Origin of the sequence: Streptomyces sp. (genome assembly GCF_050698815.1) — a bacterium.
Lineage (GTDB): Bacteria > Actinomycetota > Actinomycetes > Streptomycetales > Streptomycetaceae > Streptomyces.
The window spans coordinates 1-25,673 of record NZ_JBOHCV010000585.1 but is presented as its reverse complement, the minus strand read 5'-3'; the positions used below and the strand labels follow the sequence as shown (position 1 = coordinate 25,673).

25 protein-coding genes and 1 tRNA gene are annotated in these 25,673 nt (G+C 68.8%); 15 read left to right on the top strand and 11 right to left on the bottom strand.

Features of this window, described 5'->3' with window-relative positions; all coding sequences use genetic code 11:
- Positions 1 to 971: class I SAM-dependent methyltransferase (locus ACRDP3_RS21255; RefSeq protein ID WP_431518571.1), on the top strand; the 971-nt coding region annotated here is incomplete at its 5' end.
- Between the two features lie 96 nt (positions 972 to 1,067).
- On the opposite strand, the gene ACRDP3_RS21250 is transcribed toward ACRDP3_RS21255, so the two are convergent.
- On the bottom strand, positions 1,068 to 2,225 hold the full coding sequence (locus tag ACRDP3_RS21250) for an ROK family transcriptional regulator (RefSeq protein WP_431518570.1): 1,158 nt from the start codon (positions 2,223 to 2,225) through the stop codon (positions 1,068 to 1,070).
- A 188-nt stretch (positions 2,226 to 2,413) separates the two neighbouring features.
- On the opposite strand from ACRDP3_RS21250, the gene ACRDP3_RS21245 reads away from it, so the two are divergent.
- From ACRDP3_RS21245 to ACRDP3_RS21230, 4 genes are read left to right on the top strand one after another with little or no spacing between them, the layout of a single operon-like run.
- The gene (locus tag ACRDP3_RS21245) at positions 2,414 to 3,313 is read left to right on the top strand and encodes a carbohydrate ABC transporter permease (protein WP_431518574.1); all 900 of its coding nucleotides are present in this window, start codon (positions 2,414 to 2,416) and stop codon (positions 3,311 to 3,313) included.
- 14 nt (positions 3,314 to 3,327) lie between these two features.
- On the top strand, positions 3,328 to 4,287 hold the full coding sequence (locus ACRDP3_RS21240; RefSeq protein ID WP_431518569.1) for a carbohydrate ABC transporter permease: 960 nt from the start codon (positions 3,328 to 3,330) through the stop codon (positions 4,285 to 4,287).
- 44 nt (positions 4,288 to 4,331) lie between these two features.
- On the top strand, positions 4,332 to 5,687 hold the full coding sequence (locus tag ACRDP3_RS21235) for an ABC transporter substrate-binding protein (protein WP_431518573.1): 1,356 nt from the start codon (positions 4,332 to 4,334) through the stop codon (positions 5,685 to 5,687).
- 52 nt (positions 5,688 to 5,739) lie between these two features.
- A complete protein-coding gene (locus ACRDP3_RS21230) occupies positions 5,740 to 6,936 on the top strand; it encodes a Gfo/Idh/MocA family protein (RefSeq protein ID WP_431518568.1) in 1,197 nt (398 codons plus the stop codon).
- Between the two features lie 97 nt (positions 6,937 to 7,033).
- Here the strand turns inward: ACRDP3_RS21230 and ACRDP3_RS21225 are convergent, their stop codons facing one another.
- The gene (locus ACRDP3_RS21225) at positions 7,034 to 9,586 is read right to left on the bottom strand and encodes an ABC transporter permease (protein WP_431518567.1); all 2,553 of its coding nucleotides are present in this window, start codon (positions 9,584 to 9,586) and stop codon (positions 7,034 to 7,036) included.
- Positions 9,587 to 9,671: 85 nt separating this feature from the next.
- Complete coding sequence (locus ACRDP3_RS21220) at positions 9,672 to 10,460, bottom strand: ABC transporter ATP-binding protein (protein WP_431518566.1); 789 nt, start codon at positions 10,458 to 10,460, stop codon at positions 9,672 to 9,674.
- A 447-nt stretch (positions 10,461 to 10,907) separates the two neighbouring features.
- Between ACRDP3_RS21220 and ACRDP3_RS21215 the strand changes: the two genes are divergently transcribed.
- Positions 10,908 to 10,995, top strand: a tRNA-Leu gene (locus ACRDP3_RS21215).
- 288 nt (positions 10,996 to 11,283) lie between these two features.
- On the opposite strand, the gene ACRDP3_RS21210 is transcribed toward ACRDP3_RS21215, so the two are convergent.
- Positions 11,284 to 12,372, bottom strand: a complete 1,089-nt coding sequence (locus tag ACRDP3_RS21210; protein ID WP_431518565.1) for a glycerophosphodiester phosphodiesterase family protein — start codon at positions 12,370 to 12,372, stop codon at positions 11,284 to 11,286.
- A 413-nt stretch (positions 12,373 to 12,785) separates the two neighbouring features.
- On the opposite strand from ACRDP3_RS21210, the gene ACRDP3_RS21205 reads away from it, so the two are divergent.
- Positions 12,786 to 14,309, top strand: a complete 1,524-nt coding sequence (locus tag ACRDP3_RS21205) for an alkaline phosphatase D family protein (RefSeq protein ID WP_431518564.1) — start codon at positions 12,786 to 12,788, stop codon at positions 14,307 to 14,309.
- Between the two features lie 788 nt (positions 14,310 to 15,097).
- Here ACRDP3_RS21205 and ACRDP3_RS21200 read toward each other — a convergent pair.
- Positions 15,098 to 15,592 (bottom strand): NUDIX domain-containing protein, encoded by a 495-nt coding sequence (locus ACRDP3_RS21200; protein ID WP_431518563.1) that lies wholly within the window; start codon positions 15,590 to 15,592, stop codon positions 15,098 to 15,100.
- A complete protein-coding gene (locus tag ACRDP3_RS21195) occupies positions 15,589 to 16,329 on the bottom strand; it encodes an XRE family transcriptional regulator (protein ID WP_431518562.1) in 741 nt (246 codons plus the stop codon). Before ACRDP3_RS21195 ends, ACRDP3_RS21200 begins: the two co-directional genes overlap by 4 nt.
- A 171-nt stretch (positions 16,330 to 16,500) precedes the next feature.
- Here ACRDP3_RS21195 and ACRDP3_RS21190 point away from each other — a divergent pair, with 171 nt between their 5' ends.
- From ACRDP3_RS21190 to ACRDP3_RS21175, 4 genes are all read left to right on the top strand, one after another.
- Complete coding sequence (locus tag ACRDP3_RS21190; protein WP_431518561.1) at positions 16,501 to 16,944, top strand: hypothetical protein; 444 nt, start codon at positions 16,501 to 16,503, stop codon at positions 16,942 to 16,944.
- A complete protein-coding gene (locus tag ACRDP3_RS21185) occupies positions 16,941 to 17,168 on the top strand; it encodes a hypothetical protein (protein ID WP_431518560.1) in 228 nt (75 codons plus the stop codon). The genes ACRDP3_RS21190 and ACRDP3_RS21185 overlap by 4 nt, the downstream gene beginning before the upstream one ends.
- Before the next feature lie 349 nt (positions 17,169 to 17,517).
- Entirely contained in the window at positions 17,518 to 17,643 is a 126-nt protein-coding gene (locus ACRDP3_RS21180) for a hypothetical protein (protein WP_431518559.1), read from the top strand.
- Position 17,644: 1 nt separating this feature from the next.
- Positions 17,645 to 18,751 (top strand): methyltransferase domain-containing protein, encoded by a 1,107-nt coding sequence (locus ACRDP3_RS21175; RefSeq protein WP_431518558.1) that lies wholly within the window; start codon positions 17,645 to 17,647, stop codon positions 18,749 to 18,751.
- 245 nt (positions 18,752 to 18,996) lie between these two features.
- Here the strand turns inward: ACRDP3_RS21175 and ACRDP3_RS21170 are convergent, their stop codons facing one another.
- From ACRDP3_RS21170 to ACRDP3_RS21160, 3 genes are all read right to left on the bottom strand, one after another.
- Complete coding sequence (locus tag ACRDP3_RS21170) at positions 18,997 to 20,145, bottom strand: hypothetical protein (RefSeq protein WP_431518557.1); 1,149 nt, start codon at positions 20,143 to 20,145, stop codon at positions 18,997 to 18,999.
- Positions 20,146 to 20,238: 93 nt separating this feature from the next.
- The gene (locus tag ACRDP3_RS21165; RefSeq protein WP_431518556.1) at positions 20,239 to 20,778 is read right to left on the bottom strand and encodes a flavoprotein; all 540 of its coding nucleotides are present in this window, start codon (positions 20,776 to 20,778) and stop codon (positions 20,239 to 20,241) included.
- Complete coding sequence (locus ACRDP3_RS21160; protein ID WP_431518572.1) at positions 20,693 to 21,025, bottom strand: hypothetical protein; 333 nt, start codon at positions 21,023 to 21,025, stop codon at positions 20,693 to 20,695. The genes ACRDP3_RS21165 and ACRDP3_RS21160 overlap by 86 nt, the downstream gene beginning before the upstream one ends.
- Positions 21,026 to 21,451: 426 nt before the next feature.
- Here ACRDP3_RS21160 and ACRDP3_RS21155 point away from each other — a divergent pair, with 426 nt between their 5' ends.
- Complete coding sequence (locus ACRDP3_RS21155) at positions 21,452 to 21,970, top strand: MarR family winged helix-turn-helix transcriptional regulator (RefSeq protein ID WP_431518555.1); 519 nt, start codon at positions 21,452 to 21,454, stop codon at positions 21,968 to 21,970.
- Here ACRDP3_RS21155 and ACRDP3_RS21150 read toward each other — a convergent pair.
- Positions 21,943 to 23,133, bottom strand: a complete 1,191-nt coding sequence (locus ACRDP3_RS21150; RefSeq protein WP_431518554.1) for a PP2C family protein-serine/threonine phosphatase — start codon at positions 23,131 to 23,133, stop codon at positions 21,943 to 21,945. The two genes, ACRDP3_RS21155 and ACRDP3_RS21150, sit on opposite strands and share 28 nt — an antisense overlap.
- Before the next feature lie 299 nt (positions 23,134 to 23,432).
- Here ACRDP3_RS21150 and ACRDP3_RS21145 point away from each other — a divergent pair, with 299 nt between their 5' ends.
- Positions 23,433 to 24,299: a SigB/SigF/SigG family RNA polymerase sigma factor gene (locus tag ACRDP3_RS21145; RefSeq protein WP_431518553.1), complete on the top strand. Its 867-nt coding sequence runs from the start codon at positions 23,433 to 23,435 to the stop codon at positions 24,297 to 24,299.
- A 60-nt stretch (positions 24,300 to 24,359) separates the two neighbouring features.
- Positions 24,360 to 24,530, top strand: a complete 171-nt coding sequence (locus ACRDP3_RS21140) for a hydrophobic protein (RefSeq protein WP_431518552.1) — start codon at positions 24,360 to 24,362, stop codon at positions 24,528 to 24,530.
- 263 nt (positions 24,531 to 24,793) lie between these two features.
- Here ACRDP3_RS21140 and ACRDP3_RS21135 read toward each other — a convergent pair whose 3' ends face one another.
- Positions 24,794 to 25,216: a MarR family transcriptional regulator gene (locus ACRDP3_RS21135; protein ID WP_431518551.1), complete on the bottom strand. Its 423-nt coding sequence runs from the start codon at positions 25,214 to 25,216 to the stop codon at positions 24,794 to 24,796.
- A 110-nt stretch (positions 25,217 to 25,326) separates the two neighbouring features.
- Between ACRDP3_RS21135 and ACRDP3_RS21130 the strand changes: the two genes are divergently transcribed.
- On the top strand, positions 25,327 to 25,673 hold a 347-nt coding region (locus ACRDP3_RS21130; RefSeq protein ID WP_431518550.1), incomplete at its 3' end, for an SgcJ/EcaC family oxidoreductase.

Below are 25,673 nucleotides of genomic sequence, written 5' to 3'. Positions count from 1 at the left end.
CCCTAGGCGGCCTGTTGCCACCCCCGTCGCCGCCCCGCGAGGAGCGGCGCCGGCGCCTGGGCGTCCGGCACAGCCGCGGTCGTGACCGGACGGCGATCAGCCATCACTACGATGTCGGCAACGACTTCTACGAGCTGGTGCTCGGCCCGAGCATGGTCTACTCCTGCGCCTACTGGCCCGACGAACTCCCCGGCGAGAAGGCTACGTTGGAAGAGGCGCAGGCCGCCAAGCTCGACCTCGTCTGCCGCAAGCTCTCGCTGCGCCCCGGGCAGCGGCTGCTGGACGTCGGCTGCGGCTGGGGTTCGCTGGTGCTGCACGCGGCACGCGCGTACGGGGTCCGGGCCGTCGGCGTGACGCTCTCCCACGAACAGGCGGTCCACGCACGCAAGCGGGTCGCGGAGGAGGGGCTGACCGACCGTGTGGAGATCCGTGTAGAGGACTACCGCGAGGTGCTCGACGGGCCCTACGACGCCATCGCCTCCATCGGCATGGCCGAGCACGTCGGCAAGGCCCGCTACCGCGCGTACGCCGACGGCCTGTACGCGCTGCTCAAGCCCGGCGGCCGGCTGCTCAACCACCAGATCGCGCGCCGCCCCCTGCGCGACGAATCCACCTACGAGGTCGACGGCTTCATCGACGCCTACGTCTTCCCGGACGGCGAACTGGCGCCGGTCGGGCAGACGGTCGGGGTGCTGGAGGACGCGGGCTTCGAGGTGCGGGACGTGGAGTCGCTGCGCGAGCACTACGCCCTGACGCTGCGCGCCTGGGTCGCCAACCTGGAGTCCGGTTTCCGGCAGGCCGGCCGCCTCGCCTCGCCGGGCCGCGCGCGGGTGTGGCGGCTCTACATGGCCGCCTCGGCGCTGTCCTTCGAGCGCAACCGGCTCGGCGTCAACCAGGTGCTCGCCGTCCGTACGCCCCGCGCCGGTGACTCGGGCCTGCCCCTGCGCCCCCGCGAGTGGCGCGCGCCCTGACGCGGCCGCGCTGAGGACGACGGCCGGCCCCGTACCCCTTCGGTGCGCTCCACCGCGGCACACCGAAGGGGTACGAGCCCCGGGTCCTGGGGCGCCCTAGCCGCCGTCGGTCCCGCCGAGCACCAGTACCTGGATGGCGAGGACGGCGGCGCCGCGGGCCCAGTCGTGGAAGTCGGAGATCTTCGTCTCCAGCGGCACGGGCCCTGCCTGGGGGTGCCGGTGGGAGGCGATGGTGTCGGTGATGGTCCGGCCGGCCACGTCCACCAGCCCCACGCCCTCGCCGGCGAGAACGATCTTCTCGGGGAGGGTGAAGTGCGCGATCTGGGCGAGGAGCACGCCCAGCGCGCGGGCCGCTTCGTCGATGACACGGGATGCGGCGGGGTCCTGCCGGCGGGCGAGTTCGAGAATCTCCTCGAAGCCGACAGCGCTGCCGGTCGCCGCCCGCACCTGGTACTCGATGCTGGGGATGGTCAGCAGGGACGCCGCGCTGCCGCGCCGGCCCTCCGGGGTCAACGGCCCGTTCGGGTCGAGGATCCAGTGCTTTCCCGCCTCGCTCCAGTCCGGTGCGCGGACCTGTTTGCCGCCGATGACCAGTCCGTACCCGATGCCCGCGCCGATCGTGAGGACCGCGAACCGGTCCAGACCGCGGCCCGCGCCGAACCATGTCTCCGACTCGACCAGAGCGGCGACGTCGTTCTCCAACACCACCGGCAGATCCGTGCGCTGCTCGAGCAGCTCCGCGAACGTCACCTCCCGCCAGTGCAGATACGGGGAGTCGACAATCACGGCACGGTCCCGTACCTCACCTCCGATACCGACGCCGACCCCCGCCAGCTGCGGGAATTCGGTGGCGACGGAGCGCACGATCGAGTGAGCGACGTCGGCGACGGCTTCGGGCTCGTGCGTCTCCAGCGGCCTGGTCTCGCGTCGCACGACGGTGCTCTTCAGGGTGGTCACCACCCCGTAGACGGCATCCCCGGTGATCTTCAGCCCGACGAAGTGCCAGGGGTCCGTGACGATGTCCAGGGGCTGGCCGGGACGACCCTGGCCCGCCCCCGTGGCCGGCGGCGCGATCACTTCCAGCAGCAATCCGGAGTCGATCAGCGGCTTCGCCAGGCGGGTGAGGCTGCCGCCGGACATGCCCAGCCGCCGGGCGATCTCGCTGCGGGAGCTGGGGCCCTTGGTCAGGACCTCGATGGCCACCGCCCGCTCGGCGGGGGTCAGCGGTGGCCAACTCGGGACTGAACTGCTCAACAAGGGCCTCCCTGGCGATACATGGGCGCGTGCGGCCCAGCATAAGCCCATTATAACTTCCGGACAGAACTATGCGCGGTGCCATCCGCTCGGAAATCGACGTGAAACAGGGCCTTGACAGCTCCATAACTTCTGCGTTGAAGTAAATCCCGCCGGGACCGATCCTAGAGAGGGGAGCGCCCGTGGCAATCATCAAGTCAGCACCCACGCCGTCACGCCATACCTCCGGCGACAGGCGCATCGCGCTCGTCTTCATCGCCCCGGCGATGCTGGGGTATCTGACCTTCCTCGTCTGGCCGACGCTGCGCGGCGTCTATCTCAGCTTCACCAGCTTCGATCTGCTCTCCGCGGAGAAGTGGGTCGGGCTCGACAACTACCGTCGACTCGTCAACGACCCGGTCTTCTGGGACTCGCTGGGCGTGACCATCCAGTACGTCGTGATCAACATCGGGGTGCAGACGGTCTCAGCGCTGCTGATCGCCGTGCTGATGCACCGGCTCACCAGCTCGACCCTCCTCCGGGGGGTCGTCCTGGCGCCGTATCTCGTCTCGAACGTCGTCGCCGGAATCGTGTGGCTGTGGATCCTCGACACGCAGCTCGGCGTGGGCAACGAGATCATCGAGTGGCTCGGCCTCGACCGGATCGCCTTCTTCGGCGATGCCACCTGGGCGATACCGACGATCGCTCTCGTCAACGTGTGGAGGCACGTGGGCTATACGGCTCTGCTGATCTTCGCGGGGCTCCAGTCCATATCCCCGACCGTCTACGAAGCGGGCCGGGTCGACGGCGCGAGCGAGTGGCGGATGTTCCGCTCCATCACGCTGCCGCTGCTGCGGCCGGTGATGTCGCTGGTTCTGATCATCACTGTCATCGGCTCGTTCCAGGTGTTCGACACCGTCTCGGTCACCACCGACGGACAGCCCGCCAACGCCACCAACGTGCTGCAGCTGTACATCTATGACCTGGCGTTCGACCGCATGCAGTTCGGTTACGCCTCCGCGATCTCGGTCGCGCTGATGCTCGTACTGGCCGCCATCACCGTCGTCCAGTACCGGCTCATGCGGGCCGGTCGGTCGGACCTCGGCTGAGAAGGGAGGAAGCAGTGACGGTAACGACGACGTACACCGGGACCGCAGGCGAGGCGGAGCCCCGCGGGGAGCCGGCAGGCGGGAGAGGCACGCGCCGGCCCCTCTCGTTGGGGCGTGTGCTCGCCTGGGCGGCCATCGCCTTGATCACTCTGGTCACGCTGTTCCCGTTCTACTGGATGCTGAGGACGGCCTTCTCCACGAACACCGCTCTCGCCACGGCTCCGGCTTCACCGCTACCCGTGGACTTCACCCTCGGCGGGTTCCTGCGGGTCTTCGGCCTGCAGAGCACCGAGGAAGCACTCGCGGAGGGAGGTTCTGGAGGCTCGCTCGACTTCTGGCGCTACCTGGCCAACTCCGTGCTGGTCTCCACGCTCGTCACCTTCTGCCAGGTGTTCTTCGCCGCGATGGCCGCGTACGCCTTCGCGCGGCTGCGCTGGCGCGGACGGGACGCGGTCTTCGGGTTCGTGCTGGGCGGTCTGATGATCCCCGCCGTCTTCACGCTGCTGCCGAACTTCGTGCTGATAAAGGAAGCCGGCCTGGTGGACAGCCTGTTCGGCATCACGATGCCGATGGTGTTCATGACGATGCCGTTCGCCGTGTTCTTCCTGCGCCAGTTCTTCCTCAACATCTCCAGTGAGGTGGAGGAGGCCGCGCTGATCGACGGAGCGGGGCGGATCCGTGTCTTCTTCCGGCTGATACTGCCGATGTCCACCGCGCCCATCGCGACGCTGGGCATCCTCACCTACATCACCGCCTGGAACGAGTACTTCTGGCCGCTGATGGTCTCCTACAGCGGCAGTTCGCGGGTGCTCACCGTCGCGCTGAGCATCTTCCGGGCCCAGACACCGCAGACCGGCACCGACTGGGCAGGGCTGATGGCGGCCACCTTGGTCGCGGCTCTGCCCATGGTGCTGCTGTTCGCCCTTCTGGCGAAGCGCATCGTCAACTCCATCGGCTTCAGCGGCATCAAGTGAAGGAGAGTGGGATGGGTACCGCATCACGCGGCGCACGGCGCCGCATGTCGACCACGGCCTGCGCGGTCTCCTTCGCGACGCTGGCCCTGGCGCTTCCCGCCGTCGGCTGCGCACCGCAGGACGCCGCCGGCGCGGACAAGCGCACGATCTCGTACTGGATGTGGGACGCGTCCCAGCAGCCGGCATACGAGGCGTGTGCGAAGGCGTTCCACAAGGAGAACCCCGGTCTGCGGGTGAACATCACCCAGATCGGATGGGACTACTACTGGACGAAGCTCACGTCGAGCTTCATCGCCGGCACCCAGCCGGACGTCTTCACCAACCACGTAGCCAAGTACCCGCAGTTCGAAAAGCTCGGTGTGCTCAGCCCGCTGGACGAGCTCGGCCCGACCCGCGGCATCAAGGCGTCCCGTTTCCAACCGGGCCTCGCCAAGCCCTGGATGGGCCGGGACGGCCATCGATACGGGGCCCCGAAGGACTGGGACACCGTCGGTGTCTTCTACAACAAGAAGATCACCAGGGCGGCGGGCGTCAGCGACGCCGAACTGCGCGATCTGGCCTGGAATCCGCGCGACGGCGGCAGTTTCGAGAAGACCGTCGCCCGTCTGACGGTCGACGCGAACGGCAAGCGCGGCGACGAGCCCGGCTTCGACAAGGACAAGGTCGTCCGGTACGGCCTGGCCACCAACGACGCCGGGGGAGACAACCACGGTCAGACACAGTGGAGCTCCTTCGCCGGCTCGGCCGGGTGGCGGTACACGGACAAGAACCCGTGGGGCGAGCACTACAACTACGGCCAGAAGCGTTTCCGGAACACCATCGACTGGTATTTCGGCCTCGCCGAGAAGGGCTACCTGGCCCCGCTCAAGGACTACTCCGACACCAACCACCCTGAGACACAGCTCGGTTCGGGCAAGGCGGCCCTCGCCATGCACGGCTCCTGGATGCTCAGTACGTTCGCAGGGCTCAAGGGAGTCGACCTGGGCATCGCCCCGACGCCGAAGGGCCCGACGGGCAAACGCGCCTCGATGATGGGCGGCCTCGCGGACTCCATCCCCAAGAACGCGAAGAACAAGGCGGGCGCTGCCAAGTGGGTCGCGTTCCTCGCCTCGGACGAGTGCCAGAACGTGGTGGGCAAGAACGCCATCGTCTTCCCGGCCACCCGTGAAGGGACCGAGAAGGCCACCGCCGCCCACCGCAAGAACGGGCTGGACGTCTCGGCCTTCACCCGTCACCTGGAGGAAGGGACCACCTTCTCGTTCCCGGTGACCGATCATGCGGCCGACATCAACGGCATGATGACCCCCGCCATGCAGGACCTCTACGCCGGAGATTCCCCGCCGAGCTCACTCACGGAAACCAACAGGCAGATCAACTTCCTCTTTCAACAAAACAATTGAGCCAGCAGGACAATTGACCCAACGACGGCACGCACAGGAAAGGCTTTCGCTCGTGCCCTTCTCCATCGGAATCGTCGGCGCCGGACAGTTCGCCGGACAGTTCGCCAAGCTCTTCCACCTTCACCCCGGCGTCGCCGATATCCACGCCACGGACCTTCTCCCGCAGCGCGCAGAGCAGCTCGTCGCCGACCTGGGCCTGGCGGGCACCGTGCCCTCGTTCGAGGAGCTGCTCGCCACGGACGTGGACGCCGTCGCTCTGTTCACTCAGCGCTGGACCCACGGCCCGCTCGCGGTGCGGGCGCTGCGCGCGGGCAAGCACGTCTACTCCGCGGTGCCGATGGCGGTCTCCCAGGAGGAGATAGCCGCCATCATCGAGGCCGTGGAGGAGACCGGCCTGACGTACATGATGGGCGAGACCAGCCAGTACAACCCGGCCACCGTGTACGCGCGTGAGCGGATCGCCGACCACGGCTTCGGGCGCCTCTTCTACGCCGAGGGCGACTATGTGCACGACATGGACCTCGGCTTCTACGAGGCGTACCAGTACAGCGGCGGGGAGAACTGGAAGGCCACCGCCAGCTATCCGCCACTGCTGTACCCCACCCACTCCATCGGCGGCGTGCTGGGCGCCTGGCAGACGTACGCCACGAGCGTCAGCGCTGTCGGCGTCACCGACGAGCGGGGAGACGGGGTGTTCGACCGGGAGGTCAGTCAGTTCGGCAACGATTTCTCCAACGCGACCGCCCTGTTCGAGGTCGCGGGGGGCGGGTCGTTCCGTACGAACGAGTTCCGCAGGGTCGGCTACCCCTCGCACATCCGCGAATCCCGGTTCCGCTTCTTCGGCACGGAGGGCAGCTTCGAGCAGCTGGCGACGGTCAGCCTCTGGCAGGACAAGAAGGGCGTGCTGGACGTCTCCGAGCATGTGCAGGCCGTGCCCACCCTCTCCGCGGACGACCCCTCCCTCGCCCACGTCGCACCGGAGCTGCGGGACGCGTTCGTCTCGGGTACGGCCCCCGTGCACGACCGCTCCCGGTTGCCCCGCGAGTTCGCACACGCGCCCAACGGACATGAGGGCAGCCATCACTTCCTCGTCGACGACTTCGTCACCGCCGTCAACAAGGACACGCTGCCGCCCGTGAACGCGTGGACCGCCGCCCGCTACACCCTGCCCGGTGTCGTCGCACACGACTCGGCGCGGCGCGACGGTGAGCGCCTCGCCATCCCCGACTTCGGCGACCCGCCGAGCTGAACATTCGGGGATACGGCAGATATGGCGGATACGGCCGCGGCCCCGCCCCCCGAGTTGGGGGACCGGGCCACGGTCGCGTCCGTACACACTGCGGGAGTCACTCCGTCTTGATCGCCGCCAGCATGTTCAGCTTGGCCGCCCGCCGGGCCGGCCACAGCGCGGCCAGCACGCCCACGACGGCCGCCAGCGCCAGGAAGATACCCAGCCGGTCCCACGGCAGCACCAGCGCGTACGTCGACAGCGACGGTGCGATCAGCTTGCCCGCCGCCCAGCCGAAGAAGACGCCGAGTCCGATGCCCAGCACGCCGCCGAACATCGAGATGACGAGCGACTCCAGCCGCACCATCCGCTTGACGCCGCGCCGGTCCAGGCCGATGGCGCGCAGCATGCCGATCTCCTGCGAGCGTTCGAAGACGGACATGGCGAGGGTGTTCACGACACCCAGCACCGCCACGATCACGGCCATCGCCAGCAGCCCGTAGAGCATGTTGAGCATCAGCGTGAAGACCTTGGCGATGGAATCGGAGAGGTCCTTCTTGTCCTGGACGAGGACGGCCGGGTTGTTGCCCATGGCCTTCTCCAGCGAGGACTTGACCGACTCGCTCGGGCCGTCCTTCGTCTTCACCATCACCTGCATGTCCCCGATCCGCTGCATGTGCGGATCGAGGGTCGCGGTGTCCACCATGATTCCCTTGATCAGCTCGTTGCCCTCGTAGACACCCGAGATGGTCAACTTGGCCCGCTTGCCGTCCTCGTAGGTCACCGGGAAGGACGAGCCGGTCTTCCACTTCTTCGCCTTCGCGGTGGTCTTGTCCACGACCACCTGGTTGCCGGACAGTCCGTCCCAGCCGCCGGAGGTGAAGTTGAGATCGGTGAGGTCGCCGATGGCGTCGCCCTTGACGCCGGTCAGGTACTCGGTGCTGCCGCCCAACCGGGCGGGCGAATTGCGCAGCGGGCTCATGGACTTGACCTGGTCGTCCTGGGCCAGCTTCCGCTCCACCTGCGGTGAGAGCGGAGTCCGGTTGGCCATGCTGACGGTGTAGTCCGCCTTGACCGACTCGGTGGCCATCTTGTCGACGGCCTCCTGCACGCTTCCGGCGATCACCGTCATGCCGGTGATGAGGGTGAGGCCGATCATCAGTGCCGACGCGGTGGCGGCGGTACGGCGCGGATTGCGTACGGAGTTCTGCCGCGCCAGCTTCCCCGAGACGCCGAAGATCCGCAGCAACGGTGCGGCGGCGGCGATCAGCGGCCTCGACAGCAGCGGCGTCAGCACGAAGATCCCGATGAGCAGCAGCCCGGCGCCCAGCCCCATCGGCATCTTGCCCTTGTCGAGGTCGTCCAGCCTCGCCGCGTACAGCACGAGCGCGGCGCCCGAGCCCGCGATGAGGGTGCCGATCGAATTCCGGATGACCAGCGAACGCGTCGTCGCCGCCGCGTGCACGCTGCTCATCGCCGCCACCGGCGGGATCTTCGCGGCCCGCCGGGCGGGCAGCCAGGCGGCGAGCACGGTCACCACGATGCCGGTGACGAGGGAGGTGGCCACGGCCGTACCGGAGACGACCAGCGGCCCGCTGGGCACGGTCGCCCCGATCTCGCCCATGAGTGAACGCAGCGCCGCCCCGATGCCGACGCCCGCCGCCAGCCCGGCCACGGCGGCGACCGTACCCACCACGAACGCCTCGATGAGCACCGAGCGCGTCACCTGGCGGCGACTGGCGCCCACCGCCCGCAGCAGCGCCAGTTCCTTGGTGCGCTGGGCGACGAGCATGGTGAAGGTGTTGGCGATGATGAAGATGCCGACGAAGAGCGAGATCCCGGCGAAGACCAGCATGGCGGTCTGCATGCCGCTCATGCTCTTCTCGATCTGCTCCGACTGGTCGGCGGCGAGCTTCTTGCCGGTGACCGCCTCGGCCCCGGCCGGAAGGATCCGCTCCGCCTCGGCCTTCAGCTGGTCCTGCGAGGTGCCCGCGGCGGCCTTCAGGGTGACCTGGTCGTACTGTCCCGGCCGCCCGGCGAAGAGCTTCTGCGCGGTGGAGGTGTCGAAGAGGACGAGGGTGCCGCCCGCGGCGACGTTGCCGTCGTCGGTGGTGTAGATGCCCACGACGCGCTCCTCGCGCACCGGGCCGTCGACCGACATCCGGGCGGTGTCGCCGACCTTGTAGCCGGCCCGCTTCGCGGTCTTGGTGTCGAGGGCGATCTCGCCGCCGTGCTGCGGCGCCCGGCCGCTGCTCATCGGGTAACGGGCGTCCTTGCCCTCGCCGTCCGCGCCGGCGTCGTAGTTGGCACCGCTGGACTGCCAGCCCTCGCCGACGAGTTTGCCGTCCTTGTCCGCGAGCGCCGCGAACCCGGTCACGGACGCGGTCACGCTCGCGGCGCCCGGCAGCTCTCGCGCCTTGTTCAGTGTGGTCTGCGTCAGCTTGGGCGCGGCACCCGGATCGGTCTTGTCCGTCGCGGCGGAGTCACCCGGACGGATGGCGAGGTCGACGTTGCTGTAGCCCTTTTCGGAGCTCTTCTGGAACGCCTCGGAGATGGTCGAGGTGAAGACCAGGGTGCCGGAGACGAAGGCCACGCCGAGCAGGACGGCGAGCACGGTCATCAGCAGCCGGGCCTTGTGCGCGAAGACGTTGCGCAAGGCGGTACGGAACATCGGTGAGTCCTGGGGAGTGAGGGGTGCTGCGGGTGCCCGCAGGGCTGGTCAGGGCTGGTCAGCGGGGTGTCGGCCGCTTACGCGCTCAGTTCTTACGGCCCAAGGCGTCGAGCTTCTTCATGCGGTCGAGCACCGACTCGGCTGTCGGACCGGTCATGCCGTCGACGATGCGGCCGTCGGCGAGGAAGACGACGCGGTCGGCGTAGGCGGCGGCCACCGGGTCGTGGGTGACCATGACGATGGTCTGGCCCAGCTCCCGTACGGAATTGCGCAGGAAGCCCAGCACCTCCGCGCCGGCGCGGGAGTCGAGGTTGCCGGTCGGCTCGTCACCGAAGATGATCTCCGGCCGGCCGGCGAGCGCCCGGGCGACGGCCACGCGCTGCTGCTGACCACCGGAGAGCTGGCTGGGCCGGTGCTTGAGCCGCCCGCCCAGGCCGACGGTCTCGATGACGCGGTTGAGCCACTCCTTGTCGGGCTTGCGGCCCGCGATGTCCAGCGGAAGGGTGATGTTCTCCAGGCCGTTGAGCGTGGGCAGCAGGTTGTACGCCTGGAAGATGAACCCGATCCGGTCCCGGCGCAGCCGCGTCAGCTTCTTGTCCTTGAGGTTGGTCAGCTCGGTGTCGCCGATGCGGGCGCTGCCGCTGGAGACCGAGTCCAGGCCCGCCATGCAGTGCATCAGCGTCGACTTGCCCGAGCCCGACGGCCCCATGATCGCGGTGAATTCGGCCTTGCGGAACTCCACGGAAACCTGGTCCAGGGCGACCACCTTGGTCTCGCCCTGTCCGTAGACCTTCGAGAGGTCCGTGGCGCGCGCCGCGGCCACGCCGGCGGAGGCGGAGGCAGCTTCGGGTGCGCCGGAGTAGGTGGTGGTCACTGGTCGGTGCTCCTGTCGGGCCGGGTGCAGAACTTCGGGACCACCCCATCCTCCCCGCCGCGACCTGCCTTCGGATCACCCCCCACTCCCGTTTCCGGCCCCGCCTTGCGGGGTATCTCCGGGGGCGGTCGTCCTCCTTGGGTAGGAGACCGGTTCGAGGCGCACCCGCGGCCCGGGGCGCCGCCATCGACGGCGGGGGTGGGGGGACTTGAGGCCGAATCCGAGTGGTCCGTACAGCGACTTTCCGTCATTCCGTGTGCCAGGGGCACGGGCGTGCGGGGCTCCGAAGTGGGGGACGATTGCTGACGCGCCGTCAGTTGCCCGTAAAATAAGACAACCTCACGCCGAGCTCCCCTAGTTGGGAGCCCGGCGCTGGATAGGCTCTACCTGCACCCAGGGGGAGCGTCACGCGCGCCGAGGCGCGTACGACGGGGTCCTGGAGCCGGTGCCCGGATGGTGGAATGTAGACACGACGAGCTTAAACCTCGTTGGCCCCGAGCGGGCCGTGCCGGTTCAAGTCCGGCTCCGGGCACCACCAACGTGAGGCCGCTGACCTTCGGTTACAGGTGATGCGGCGTCCCGGCGACGAGATCGGCCGACGCCTCTCGCTCGCAGCTGCGCAGGACCAGGCCGACCCCGCCCGCTGGTCCTTCACCACCCACCCCACACGTGCGGCGCCGCTCGCCGCGGTGTGGCTGACGCACAGGCTCGCCGACGGGCCCGGCCCGTTCCGGGCGCTCAACGTGCTTCAGGTCGGCTGCTCCGCAGTCTGCTCCCCGCCGAATGATCGGCCACCATGCCCACGCCGTTCCGCGTGGCGAGGTCAGTTGGCGGCCGGTGCCGGATACGCCTTGGGCAGTTCAATGCCGCGCTGCTCCATCACGTCGCGCAGCCGGTCCGGGTAGTCGGTGATGATCCCGTCAACGCCGTCGTCGATGAGCTTGTTCATCGTGGGCGCGTCGTCCACCGTCCACGGGATGACCTTCATGCCGGCCTTGTGCGCGTCGCGGACCATCGTCTTGGTGGTGTAGGGGGTGTAGTCGGGGTCGGTGATCTTGCCGTTCTGCGGGCTGCCGTGCACCGGCGAGATCGCGTTCGCACCGAAGGAGTGGGTCGCGGCGACGAGGTCACCGTCGAAGTCGTCGATGTCAATGCCGCCGAGCCACGGAGAGGCTCCCGGCTGACCCGCCTGCAGGAACTGCTGGCCGTTGGTCAGGGCGACGATCGGCAGCTCGGGTGCCACCTCGCGCATGCGCATCAGGGCGCCCCAGTCGAAGCTCTGGACGGAGACCTGATCCGCCAGCCCGGACTCGAGCACCTGACGGGACACGATCTGGACGAATTCCTCACGAGGCGCCGTCTCGTGCGGGGCGCCGGCCTCGACCTTCGTCTCCACATTCATCCACACCTTGCGGGCATCGTGGCGCTTGACGATGTCGAACACCTCGGTGAGCAGCGGGATCCGCGCACCCGGGCTCGAACGCTGTCCCGGGAACTGCGGCAGTGTCTGCGTGCCGCAGTCGAGGGTGCGCACCTGCGCCAGGGTGAGGTTGACGATGTACTTGCCCACGTACGGGTATTCCGGATCGTCGGCCACGGCGGGGCCGGTGTCCCGGCACTTGGCCCCAGAAACCTTCCGGTCGTGCGTGACGACGGCCTGGTGGTCCTCGGTGATCTGCACGTCGAGTTCGAGCGTGCTGACCCCCAGCTCGAGTGCGTTGCGGAAGGCGGCCGGGGTGCTTTCGACGACGAGTCCCAGGCCTCCTCGGTGCGCCTGCAGGTCGAACTCGTCCGGACCGAAGTCGCCGCTCGCTGACGAGCTGCTCGCGAGCGCCGGCGGAGTGGCCAGAGCGAAGGTGCAGGCTGCGGAGGCGAGTGCGATGAGTACACGCGAGGTGACGCGATACGGCATGGGATCTCTCTCGTCGACATGGAACTCTCAGGGGTGTCATGACCTTGAGGTGAGTAGTGGGCCGGTCCATGTTCACCAGGCAGACCACAGGTGACGTGGGGTGATCGGTTTCACGACGGCGGGCGACGACGGTTCGCCTCTGCCGAAGGCCCGGCGCACGGGGCTGCCGTGGTGCCGACGCGAACACCTCACCGACGAATTTCGCCAACTCTGCCCACATGGCCGTCACTTCATGCACACCCGTGGCGGAACGATGAATCACCGAGCCCCACCGTTCCGTGGAGCACGGGCTGACTCATGCAGCGCAACAGTTCATGTGTGCTTGGCCACGCCTTCATGCTTCAGCGCTTAACTCACCGTGCCTCGCATCGCACTGGGCTGAAGGAGCAGCAATGACAGATAGAGCAAGTCACATGAATCGACGTAATTTCCTGAGCCTTTCCGGAGCCGGAGCGGCCGCCTTCGCGCTGGCCGTCAACGGCTACACCGAGAACCGGGCCTGGGCGAGCACCGCCTTCCCGTCCTACCCATTCGCACTGGGGGTGGCTTCGGGCGAGCCGGCTCCGGATGGAGTCGTGCTGTGGACGCGACTCGCCCCCGAGCCGCTCGACCCCGAGGGTCGTGGTGGCATGCCCAGCGGGAACGTGCGGGTCGAATGGGAGGTGGCCGAGGACGAATCGTTCACTCGCGTGGTGCGCCGCGGCAGCGAGGTCACCCTCTCCGAGCTGGGGCACTCGGTCCATGCCGAGGTCACCGGCCTGTCCCCGGCGCGTGAGTATTTCTACCGGTTCCGGGCCGGGTCGGAGATCAGCCCGGTCGGCCGCACGAAGACCGCGCCCGCCCGTACCGCTTCCCCACAGTCCCTGAGCTTCGCCCTGGCCTCCTGCCAGGCATGGGTGGGCGGCCGCTACGCGGCCTACCGGAACTTGGCCGCCGAGGACCTCGACCTCGTGGTGCACGTCGGTGACTACATCTACGAGGAGCGCAACACCGAGAAGCTCGCGGACTTCCGCCGGCTGCACTCCGAGTACAAGACTTCGCCCGATTTGCAGGCCGCGCACGCGGCCTTTCCGTTCGTGGTGACTTTCGACGATCACGAGATCGAGAACAACTGGGCGGACAAGATATCCCAGCCCGACGGCGAGGCCTCCAACTCCCCGGAAAGGTTCGTGGAATTGCGCGCCGCGGCCTTCCAGGCGTACTGGGAGAACATGCCGCTGCGGCGGGATGCGCGTCCCGAGGGCCCGGACATGCGGCTCTACCGCCGGCTTCAGTTCGGCAGGCTGGCGCAGTTCGACGTGCTCGACACCCGCCAGTACCGTGACGACCAGCTGCAGGAGGGCTTCCCCTCCGCCCCGCTGGACCCCCGGGCAGTCGACTCCTCCCGCACATTGACCGGCGACAACCAGGAGCGCTGGCTGTTCAACGGCCTGGAGAAGTCGACGGCGCGGTGGAACATCCTCGCGCAGCAGACGATCATGACCCAGTTCGACTACGACACCGGGCCGGGTGTTGCGGTCAACCACGACCAGTGGGACGGCTACGCGGCTTCGCGCGCCCGGTATCTGGACTTCGTCTCCCGGAACGATGTCAGCAATCCCGTCGTGCTCTCCGGCGACTGGCACTCCGCATGGGTCAACGACCTCAAGAGCGACTTCGGCGACGCGGCGTCCAAGACCCTGGCGACGGAGTTCGTCAGCACCTCGATCAGCTCCGGCTGCGGCTGGGCGGGCGCGGTGGCGGCAGCCGTGTCGCACAACCCGCACGTGAAGTTCGCCGACGGTTCCAAGCGCGGGTACACCCGGTGCACCGTCACGCCGGAGACCTGGCGTTCCGACTTCCGCATCGTCACCTCGGCCGCGGACACCGCCGACCCGGCGACGACCCAGAACTCCTGGGTGGTGAGGAACGGACGTCCCGGAGCGCAACAGGTCTGACGTCCCGCCAGACCTGCTCGGGGACGGCATGCGGACCTGACTGCAGGATGACAACCAGATCTCGCAGGTGCTGCCCAATCCGCCGGCAGCATAGTGGGCGGCGTAGCCGTCCCGTGCAGTTCGTGACGCACCTTCGGACGGGGGCCCCGTCCGAAGGTGTTGCTGGTTCCCAGTGCGCTGGGCCTCTCTTCTGTATGGGCGCTCGCCGCGCCCACGATGCGCCCACGGGCGCACACCCCCGGGCCCGTTCGGGTAGGAGCGGGTTAGGGCGTTTCAGGACGGGTGCCATTCCTGCAGGTCGAGGCATCGTTGCAGGTCAGAATGGGTGCCGGTAGCGGTTCAAGTCCGGCTCCGGGCACCTCCCACGCCGCCGCGTGGCCCAGTCGGTGAGCCGCATCCCGTCCCTGCGCAGCCATACCGCCGGCGGGTGGCCGTAGGACGCCGCGCGCCTGCCCGGGCTACTCCGCCAGTGACCGTGTTCAATGATGCGGGCGCCGCATCCGCGTCCGGCCATACCTCGTTGTCGCCGGGTGTCCGTGGGGCAGTGCGCACCGGGTGCCCAGTCTGCTGCTCCAATGCGGGGAGTTGGTCCTCCAGCCAGTCGGCCGCTGTCGGAGTCAGCCCGACACAGACGGACTATCCGTCAGCCTGCACCCGGCTCACGACGTCGGCGAAGTCGAGCACGGGCGGGGCAGCGGACCCCAGCAGGTACAGCACACGAGAGGCCATGGGAGGCATCCCACCACAGCAGACCGCCCCGGAACCGGCAGGTATCGGGGCGGCCGAGATCAGGCGATGTACGGATCGGCTGATGTCAGCCCGTGGACGATGCGTTCCATGAGGGCAGGATGGATCTCGTATTCGCCGATGTCGGCCGGGGCCACCCACCGGACCTCTGCGGCCTCGGAAGGCTGCGGCCGGATCTCGCCGCCCACCAACCGTGCCCGTAGGCAGATGTTGATCGGCTGGCGAACCTCATCGACGCGGTCACCGTGCAGGTAGGCGATCACGTGATGCGGGGTGGAGAACACCCCAACCAGGCCGACGACTTCGACGTCAAGACCGGTCTCTTCCCTGCATTCCCGTACACCGGCTTGACCGACCGTCTCGCCCTTTTTCACCCCACCCGTCGGGATGGTCCAGAGGTCGTTGTCGACGCGGCGGAGCAGTAGCAACCGCCCCTCACCGTCACGCACGAAGATGGATGCGGAGGTCTTGCGGCTTGTCGGCTTCGGGGCGTTCGGGTCCTGCCAGTAGTCGATCCTGCGCGTCGGTTCACTCACCCGGACTCCTCGGCTTGGGTGACATGGGCAGACGCCCAGACCCGCTCATAAGACTCGACATAGGTGTTGAAGAACCGGCCGTCTATGCGCCGCAGGTGCATGACCGGGGTGTACGCGGCGAGCACCCCGTACGCGTGCACGTTGACGATCATCTCGTCGTCGAAGCGATAGATGCTGTTGTACAACGGGGTGTCATGCAGTCGCATCTCCACCGAGCCCGGCATGCGCTCGCGGTAATGGGAGAGCACGGCTGCGACTCTGCCTGCCACACCCCCGCCGATGCGGTACTCCCTGTCACGCGCGGCGAGTTGCGATCCTTCCGGATCGCCGATGAGTAGCCGTACGCGGGCGCCCTGCTCGGCCTTCGCGGCAAGGGTGGGCAGCCAGTCCGTGTGTTCCTCGGTGAGGAAGAGCCCCGCGTAGGCGAGCACATCGATGTCCCGTTCAGCGGCGCGCAGCAGCTCGGTCCACAGGCGGCGGGGAACGTCACCGCGGCGCGGGTAGGTGCTGACGAGTTCCGCGCCGGCGAGCGAGGCGGTGTTGGTGTTGTCGGGCCAGAGGTACGACTCGTCCTCCCGGAGGATCGCTGCGACCCGGTACCGGGTGCGCGGGTACGGGAGAGCGCCGCCGCTCATCCATCGCTCGACGGACTTCGTGGAGACCTCGGCCGCTGCGGCGAGTGAGTTGATGTCGAGCCCGGCGCGGTGCATGGCTCGGCGGAGGCGTTCGTTCACCATCTCGCCAGGATGACAGCTACCGACGCTCAGGAATAGAAAGATGTCTGTAGATGTCTGACGGTGTCGATGTGCTGTCTGTAACTGGTGACGACCATTGCGTGACAAGGACCCCTGGGGTGACGGAACTGTATGGCCGCAGGGGCGGGATCAACGCTTCCGAGGAGCGTCTGCATGTCGAATCGCACTGTCCCCCGCGAGCAGGTGGCAGTCCCCGAGCGATCGTTCCCGCCGGCTGGGCTCAACTCCGAGCTGACCCAGGCTGGTGTGTGGTGGGACGCCGTGCGGGTGCCCGCGTATCTGGGGGATCGCGTCCTGGCCCGGCTCGGGGAGGACTGTGGTGCGGTCATCCGGGATCCGTACGCGCATCGTCTGTACTGGCTCATCCGTACGGGTGCGGCCAAGGGTTGGATGTTCCCGGCCGTTGCGCACGTGCAGATTCTCGGAGCCGGGAGCTGGTTGACCGTGCCGCCGCGTGATCGCGTCGTCTCGACGGGCCCGCACTGGGCTCGCCTCGCCGTCGGGGACCGTCTGCTGACCGATCCGGAGCTGCTGCACGCCGCGTTGACGGCGGTCATCGCCGACGCGCTCGGTCCGCGAGGGGCGGTGCGACGGTGAACGCCGAGGGGAGGCGGGGCGGTTACTGCGCCTGGCACAAGGGGCAGGCCGATGATGTCGCCCCGGCGGTCGTCATCGAGCAGGGTTCCGGGCCAGGGGGCAGCGCGTACGCGTGCCTGCCCTGTGCCCGCCGGCTTGCTCAGCGCCCGGACGCTCCTGAGATGTTGACGACGGCGGTCGCCGAGATGGAGGCCCGTGCCGACCAGCCCGGGCAGGCGTCATGAAGCAGCGGGCCGCCGTCGTCGGCCACGGGATCGCCATCGCCGCGATCCTCGGCGCCATCCTTTACGGCGCCCACCCTCCGCCGTGACGTCTCTCGTGCCGTTGCAGCCACATGGTGGCCGCGTCCACATGAGATCGCGCCCCGCGAAGAAGTGCGGCACCGACGCCCTCCGTTCACCCACCGCTGGGGACGGATGGAAGACCTCGGCGGAGGGTCCGCCGCTGTAAGCAGCGCCGCACTGTCACCACCCGCAAGTGACCCCCAAGTCCCCTGTTCCGGCGGGGCCGATGACACGCGGCGGCCCTGCCGGGGCAGGTACCGAGAAGGCATCACGAGAGGAAGGGAAACGCATGACCACCTGTGTGACTGCCGCCGAGGGCGGCAAGCATGGCGGCGCGCCGTCCGACAAGCCGTGGACCCCCGACCCCGAACCGCCGTCCCCCGACGGCAGCGGCGGCAAGGTGGCCGGCGCCTGATATGAGCAGCACAGCCCAGGACCATCCGGGGCACGCCGCGCTCGTCCGCCTGCTGGGCGGGCGCGGCCTCCTGCCCCCGGAGTGGCGCACGGTGTGGGAGCAGGTGCCGCGCGAGGCATTCATCCCGCCGAAGATCTGGCGGCAGGGGCCCCAGCGCTGCGAACCGCTCACCTCGGAGGCCGACTGGTGGGCGCTCGTCCACAGCGACGAGCCGGTAGTCACCCAGATCGACGACGGGCACGATGGCGGGCCCGGCATCGCCACCTCGTCGAACAGCATGCCGTCGATGGTCGCGCAGATGCTCGATCTGCTCGACGTGCGCGACGGCGACCGGGTGTTGGAGATCGGTACGGCTACAGGCTACGTGGCGGCGCTGCTGTGCCAACGCCTCGGCGGCGACAAGGTGTTCAGCATCGAGCTTGACCCGCAGTTGGCGGAGCAGGCGCGGTCGCACCTCGCGGCAGCCGGCTACACGCCGACGCTGGTGTGCGGCGACGGAGAGAAGGGCTGGCCCGAGGCCGCCCCGTACGACCGGCTGATCGCCACGTGCGCGCTGCGGCACGTGCCGCTCGACCTGGTCGACCAGGTAACGCCGGGCGGGGTGATCGTGGCCCCGATGGCGCGGGAGTTCTGGTCGGGCGCGGTGGTGCGGCTCATCGTGCAGGACGACGGCACCGCAGGCGGCTCTTTCCGTGGCGGCGCCTCGTACATGCCGATGCGGTCGCACCGCGCGGGCCCACGGGCTCCGGTGGAGCAGGATTCGGCACGCGAGCGGGCCAACCCCCTCGATCCGCGCCAACTCCTCTCCCTGAGCTTCGCCCTGTACGGCGGGGCGCGGATGCCGGACGTGAAGATGGTGCACGCCGCCACCGACGACGGCGTGCGGGTGTGGCTGCGGGACCGGGACGGCTCCGGCGCCATTGCCGACCCGGACGGGACGGTGCGGGAGTACGGGCCGCGCGGCCTGTGGGCGGAGGTGGAGGCGGCGCACGCCGAGTACGTCGACCTCGGCGAGCCGGCCGCGGACGCTTTCGGGCTGACGGTCGGACAGGAGGGCGAACAGGTGTGGCCCGGTGGACCGGAGGCGGTGATCCGCCCCGCCACGTGAGGCCGGCTCCGGCCGTCGCCCCCGAGGCGGTGGGAGCTTCCCCGGCCCGGCTGTCCGTCCCTCCCCCTGTGGCGGATAGCCGGGCCTCCTCGCGTCTTGGTGTTCCCGGGGTGTTCCCGTGGGAACACCGTTGCCGGGCGCAGCGGGCCGGTTCGGACTGGACCGGCACCCTGCGGATCGCAGAGGCCGTCAAGAGTTGAGGTCCACCCGCCACGCGACTCTCTGGAAGACGCTCGCTGCATAGGTCAGCCGCGCGCCGTGTAGGGCGGGGAAGCGGCCTGGCCGGTGAAATCCAGGTCCGCGTCCGGCCAGCGTCGGCGCAGCAGGACGGCTGTGCGGCGGGCCCAGTTGGTGAGGTGGGGCAAGGCACGATGGGTTTCGGCGGTGCGGGCTGCGGCCTCCAGCGTCTCGACGAGCTGGGGTCGGCTGTCGTCGCCAGGCGAGCGTGTGTCGAGCAAGGCGAACCGTTGCAGACGGACGATCGCCCAGGAGACGCAGGCTGCCGCCAGGCCGAATCCGTACCGCCGGTCGTCTTCGGCCTCGGGCACGCCACAGGCCAGGGCGCGGCGGTAGTGGTCGGCAAGGCCGGTGGAGATGGGGTCCCCCACGGACATCCATGCCGGGCCGGGGACATGCAGGCAGACAGCGTCGGTAAGGGCGTGGGTGTAGCCGGCGAACTCGAAGTCGATGAGGCGGGCGTCGGGGAGGCCGGACTCGTTGAGGAGGAGGTTGTTGGTCTCCGCATCGCCGTTGCTGAGCGCCAGGAACGGGCCTGGGTCACTCAACTCGGCAAGTGCAGCGCCAAGTTCGGTCTCAGCTTGTCCGGTGAAGGGGGCGCCGAGAGCTGCGGCGTGTCCGCATGCCTCGTCCCGGAGCCGGGCGAACCGGCCCACAAGGCCGGCCGCCGGATCGATCGGCCCGAGGGCGGTCCGTCGCGCGTAGTAGGCGTCGACATGGCCGGCGGTGGCGGCGCTCAGCTCGCCGTGGGCACGGGCGAAGACGGCCAGCCGGTCGGCGTGAGCCGCAGCACCGTCGCGGCGGAGCAGGTGGTCCAGGGCGGTCCGCAGCGCGAGGTCCTCCATGACGACGAGCCCGGCGGACAGGTCGGCTGCGATGACGCGGGGGGTGAGGGCGAGGTTGAGGTCGTCGGAGAGGAACCGCAGCGCCGCCAGCTCAGTGCGTAGTCGCCAGGGCTCGGTGCGGGTCTCGACCGGGTGGGTCCGCACCCATTTGACGATGACCGTCCGGGGAGCGATCGCGCCGCGGAGTGTCGCACGCGCGACAGCCCAGGGTTCCAGGCGCTCCCAAGTGTCGATTTCGATGGGCGAGGAATTGAGATCCGTCAGGAGGGCTTCGACGGTGGTGCGCCGGGGAGCCGACGGGACGGCAGGCATCGGCGCAGCTTACGGCGTTCGCCCAACCTCTCGTTGAATGGCTTGGCCATACCGCCCGTGTGCGGCCGTAGGACGCCGCGTCCCCTGCCTGGGCTACTCCGCCAGTGACCGGGCCGCATCGAGCGCCAGTGCCCACGGGTACGCTTTCCGGTCACCCTGGCCCGGCGGGTCGGGCTGGAAGCCACCCTCCCCGAAGAGCACCCGCACCCCCGCGCTCCGCAGCGTCTCGATGCTCCGGCCGAACTGCGGGTGTGTGGCGTACGCGCTGTTGACGCACGGCATTACCACCAACGGCCACTGCTTCCCGATCGCCTCGGCGACGTAGCCCGCGAGGAAGTTCGGTGTCAGCCCTAGCGCGGCGACGTTGACCGTGTTCAACGATGCGGGCGCCACGATCGCCGCATCCGCGTCCGGCCACACCTCGTTGTCGCCGGGTGTCCGCGGGGTGCTGCGCACCGGGTGCCCAGTCTGCTGTTCCAGCGCGGGGAGTTGGTCCCCCAGCCAGTCGGCCGCTGTCGGAGTCAGCCCGACACAGACGGACCATCCGTCAGCCTGCACCCGGCTCACGACGTCGGCGAAGTCGAGCACGGGCGGGGCAGCGGACCCCAGCAGGTACAGCACACGAGAGGCCATGGGAGGCATCCCACCACAGCAGGCCGCCCCCGAACCGGCGGGCATCGGGCGCGGGCCTGCTATCCGGCACGGGTAGGTAGGTGTTGATCGGCTGGCGAACCTCATCGATACGGTCACCGTGCAGGTAGACGATCACGTGATGAGGGGTAAAGAACACCCCGACCAGGCCAACGACTTCGACGTCAAGACCGGTCGCTTCCCTGCACTCCCGTACCCCGGCCTGACCAACCGTCTCGCCTTTTTGCACCCCACCCGTCGGCTTGTCGGCTTCGGGACGTGGGGTCCTGCCAGTAGTCGATCCTGCGCGTCGGTTCACTCACCGCGACTCCTCGGCTTGGCTGACACGGGCGGACGCCCAGACCCGCTCATATGACTCGACGTAGGTGTTGGCTGGACCGGGCCGAAGCGCGACGGGTTTCCGCAGGTCGCGGAGTTTTCGCACGTCAGAGACTTGCCTGGGTCGGGTTCAAGTCCGGCTCCGGGCAACACCCGAGCATCCCGCCGACCAGCGGTCGCTTGGTGTACCGGCCGGCATGGCCGGGCAGGTGGTGGATCGGAGTACAATTGCTGTTCGACAAGATTGGCTCGGCGTTTGCCCGTTGAAACCGCGGAATGAAGCGCGAGACCGGAGCCCCGACCATGGCCCGGTCGCGCTGGTTCGGAGTGTCCTGTGATGGGTGAGAACCCGCCGTCTACCGCACAGCCGCCGGGACGCGGGTCGCGCGGTACGGCCCAAGCGGCCTGCGACATCATCGAGTTGCTCGAAGTGCTGTGGGAGCAGGGCCGGGACGCCGTCTCCTCCTCGCCGGTCTCCTCCTCGCAGTTGCGGGTGCTGTATTTCCTCGACCGGGACGAGGGGATGAACCTCCGGAAGCTGGGGGAACTGCTGGGTGCCGCGCCGTCCTCGGTCAGCCGTCTGTGCGACCGGCTCCAGGCGCTGGGATTTCTCGAGCGTGCGCCCAGCCCGGTCAGCCGGCGCGAGCTGGAGCTGCACCTGACCCGGCAGGGAAAGGACTACCTGGGCCACCTGCGCCTCCGGCGCGAAGAGGCCCTGACCGCGACCATCACGGCGATGCCACCCAAGGCACGCGCGGCACTGCTCGAGGGGCTGAAGGGGTTTCAGGAAGTCACGGAGGCCGCGGTTCCCGGGCGGCGACTGCGCGTTCAGCAGGACGCGGAACGATCAGCCTGACCCTGCCCGTACCAGTCGACGCAGACGACCAAAGCGTCGTCGTCGAGTGGGCTCGCTCCTCGGTGGTCGGCGAGTTCACGGAGGACGGCGCGGGGCACCTGGGCCGCCGGCAGCAGCCTGTTGGCGGTGAGGGAGCGCGCGAGGGCGTGCTCCCCGTAGTGCTTTCCCGCTTGTGACGTGGTGTCGTAGACGCCGTCGCTGGCGAAGAGCAGGCGGTCGCCGGGGCTGACGCGGAAGTGCTCGGGGACGTAGACGGTGTCCTCGAACATGCCGAGGGGTAGTTGGGCGTCGAAGTCGAGCGTCTCGACCTTGCCCTCCCGCATCAGCCATGCGCGGGGCGACCCCGCTTCGACGACTTCCACCTGTCCGGTGGCCAGCTCGAAGCGCAGCAGCAGCATCGCCACGTATGCCGATCCGCGGTTCTGGGCGTAGACGGCCTGGTCGGCGAGGTAAGCCTGGTCGGCGAGGCTGAGGCCGGCGCGACGGGCGTTGCGCATCGCGTTGACGGCGAGGTTGGTCAGCAGGGCGGCTTCGATGCCCTCGCCCATGCCGTTGGTGACGGCGAGGGTGAGGTGGTCGGCGGAGGAGGACCAGTCGAAGTTGTCGCCGAAAATCGCGTACGCCGGTTCCAGGTGGGCGCCGAGGGCGAACTCGGGCCGTAGGCAGGAGCGGCCGGGCAGCAGCTGCCACTGCATTTCGGCGGCGAGGGTGAGTCTGGTGGCCCGGCGGGCCAGGAGAAAAAGATCGGTGTCTCGTTCGGCGACCATGATCTCGTGGCCGAGGGCCTCACAGAGGTGCTCCAGTTCCGGCAGCAGGGGCGCGGTGGCCACGTTCTCCGGAAAAGTGACGGACAGCACGCCAACGCGATCGCCCCGCACGCTCACCGGCAGGTGCACGTTCACCGTTCGCGCCGCCTGATCGGATACGACAACCGGGTCGGGGGCCCCGTAGGCCCGGCCCTGCGGACTGTCGTGAATGGGCACCGGCTCGGTGGCGAGCGGCACAGCCTCCACCCTCTGCAGGCTCCGGACCCCGTAGTCGGCCATGCGCAGCTCGACATCAGCCGCACCGAGGTGTTCCCGCATCGCCTCCGTGACGACATCGAGCAATCTGTGGGGGTCGGCGGTCCGCAGGGCCCGCTCGACCGCGGCGAATCTGTCCACGTCTCCCTGCTTCTGACTAGGCGCGAGCCGGTTTCCCGGCCGCGGGGTAGCGACTTCGCAAGCGTGTTCTATGTCAGCGTACGTGCCGGGAGAGTGTCGCACTGTGCGTCGAGGCCGTGCACGGTGGACGTGCGCACCTCTGAGCTGAGAAAACGCCTGCTCAATGACTCGGTGGCCGGGCCGCCGCCGGGTGGTGGGTTGCGTATCACCAGTGCCTTCGGGTAACTATTGCATCCTGACAAACGTTCGACAGAAGCGATGCTGCTGTCGACCCGAGACCGGTGAGGTTCGGAGGTTTCATGAGTGGCGCCAGCTTGCCGGTGTCCAGCTTGGCGGACCCGGATGCCGAGGCGACAGCCAGCGCGGGGCTGCCGCTGATCAACGACCCGTTCGCCGTCGCCCCGCGGGACGCGCGCGAACTCACGCACGTCTTCCTCCAGCGCCTCCGGGGGCTGGAGGAGGGCACCGCCCCGTACCACTACGCGCGCAACACGCTGATCGAGCTGAGCCTGCCCCTGGTGAACTTCGTCGCCAGGCGGTACCGCCAGCGGGAGGGCGAGCACGAGGACATACGACAGGTCGGCACTATCGGGCTCATCAAGGCCATCGACCGGTTCGACCTGAGCCGCGAAGTCGAGTTCACCACCTTCGCGATCCCCTACATCTCCGGCGAGATCAAGCGCTTCTTCCGCGACACCACGTGGGCTGTCCACGTCCCGCGCCGGCTCCAGGAACAGCGCATGGCCCTCGCTCGAGCCACCGAAGGACTGGAGGCCCGGCTGGGCCGACCGCCCAACACCGGCGAACTCGCCGAGGACATGCGGCTGTCCGAGGACGAGGTCATCGAGGCGCAGGTCGCCGCCAACGCCTACTCCACGCACTCCCTGGACATGCCGACCGACGAGGACGGCGTCAAGGGCGGCAACACGCTGCTGGGCTGCCTCGGCAGCTGCGACCCCGCGATCGAGAAGGTCGAGAACCTCCACGCACTCAAGCCGCTGCTGGCGGAACTGGACGAGCGCGACCGTCGCATCATCGAAATGCACTTCGGACAGGAACTCACACAGCAACAGATCGGCGACTCCCTCGGCATCTCGCAAATGCACGTCTCGCGGCTCCTGCGCAGATGTCTCGACCAACTCCGCGTCGCCATGACGCGGGACTGAAGCCCTGCGAAACTCCGCTCCCAACGAACAGGGCACAAACGTGCCCGGAGGTCGAAAACCATGCTTCCCCTGATACTCGTTCTGCTTCTCGCTCTGATCCTTTTCGGTGCCGGCTTCGCGCTCAAGGCCCTGTGGTGGATCGCCGTCATCGTGCTGGTCGTCTGGGTGCTGGGCTTCGTCATCCGGCCGGGCCGCGGCGGTGGCCGCAAGGGCCGGTGGTACCGCTGGTAGGCCACAGCCGGTGACAGGCTTGGTGGGAACGGTCGGAGGGGGCCGTTCCCGCCACGCATGTCGGGACGCGTTCCGGACTCTCATCAGAGCGCAGGCAACGACCAGGCCGGGCAGGCGTCATGAAGCAGCGGGCCGCCGTCGTCGGCCACTGGATCGCCGTCGCCGCGATCCTCGGCGCCATCCTCTACGGCGTCAACCCTCCACCGTGACGTCTCTTGTGCCCGTACGTCCCGCGAAGAAGTGCGGCGCCGACGCCCTCCCGTTCACCCGTCGGCCGGCAGGTCCTTGAGGCGTGCCGTCTGCTCCTCCTGGACCCGGCGGGCCGTCGACAGGAAGTCGGAGATCACGGCCAGCTGCTCCTCGCTGTAGCGCTGAAGCGCCAGCGCCCCCGCCTCGCCCACGGGTCCGTACACCTCGCGCTCGGCGGCGCGGGCGGCCTCGGTGGCGGAGACCAGAACGCGTCGCCGGTTGGCGGTGTCCCGGCGGCGGACCACGTAGCCCGCCCGTTCGAGGCGGTCGATGGCGGTCGTCGTCGCGGCCGGGCTGAGTCTGACCGCAGTGGTGAGCGCTCCGGCCGACATCGGGTCCTTGGCCAGGATCAGGTCCAGGCAGCGCAGATCGGTGCGGTTCAGGCCCAGCCGGGCCGCGGCCGCTTCGTCGAAGGCGTCGAAGCTCTGCTGGAGCATGCGCATCCCTGCGGCTACCTCGGGCGCGTCCGTCGATCCATCTTTCGACATTCGAAGCTTTCTGTTAGCGTAAGATTCGACAGTCGAAATGATACCCCCAGGAGGAGATCATGCCTACCGGCGACGAGCAGATCACGCAGTTGTTCCAGCGGTTCATGCAGGGGTGGACCGACAACGACGCCGTGGCCTTCGGTGCGTGCTTCACCGCTGACGCCGACTACGTCTCCTACGACGGAACCCACGCGACCGGCCGGCCAGCCCTCGAGGAAAACCACGACCGGCTCTTCCGCGGGGTGCTGGCCGGCTCGGCGCTCGTCGGCGACCTGGAGACGATCCGCTACGTCACCGCGGACGTCGCCGTCGTACACGCCACGGCATCGGTGCTGATGCCGTGGCGGTCCGAGCTGCCCCGGCGGCGCCTGTCGCGGCAGACCCTCGTGGTCGTTCGCACCGAGCA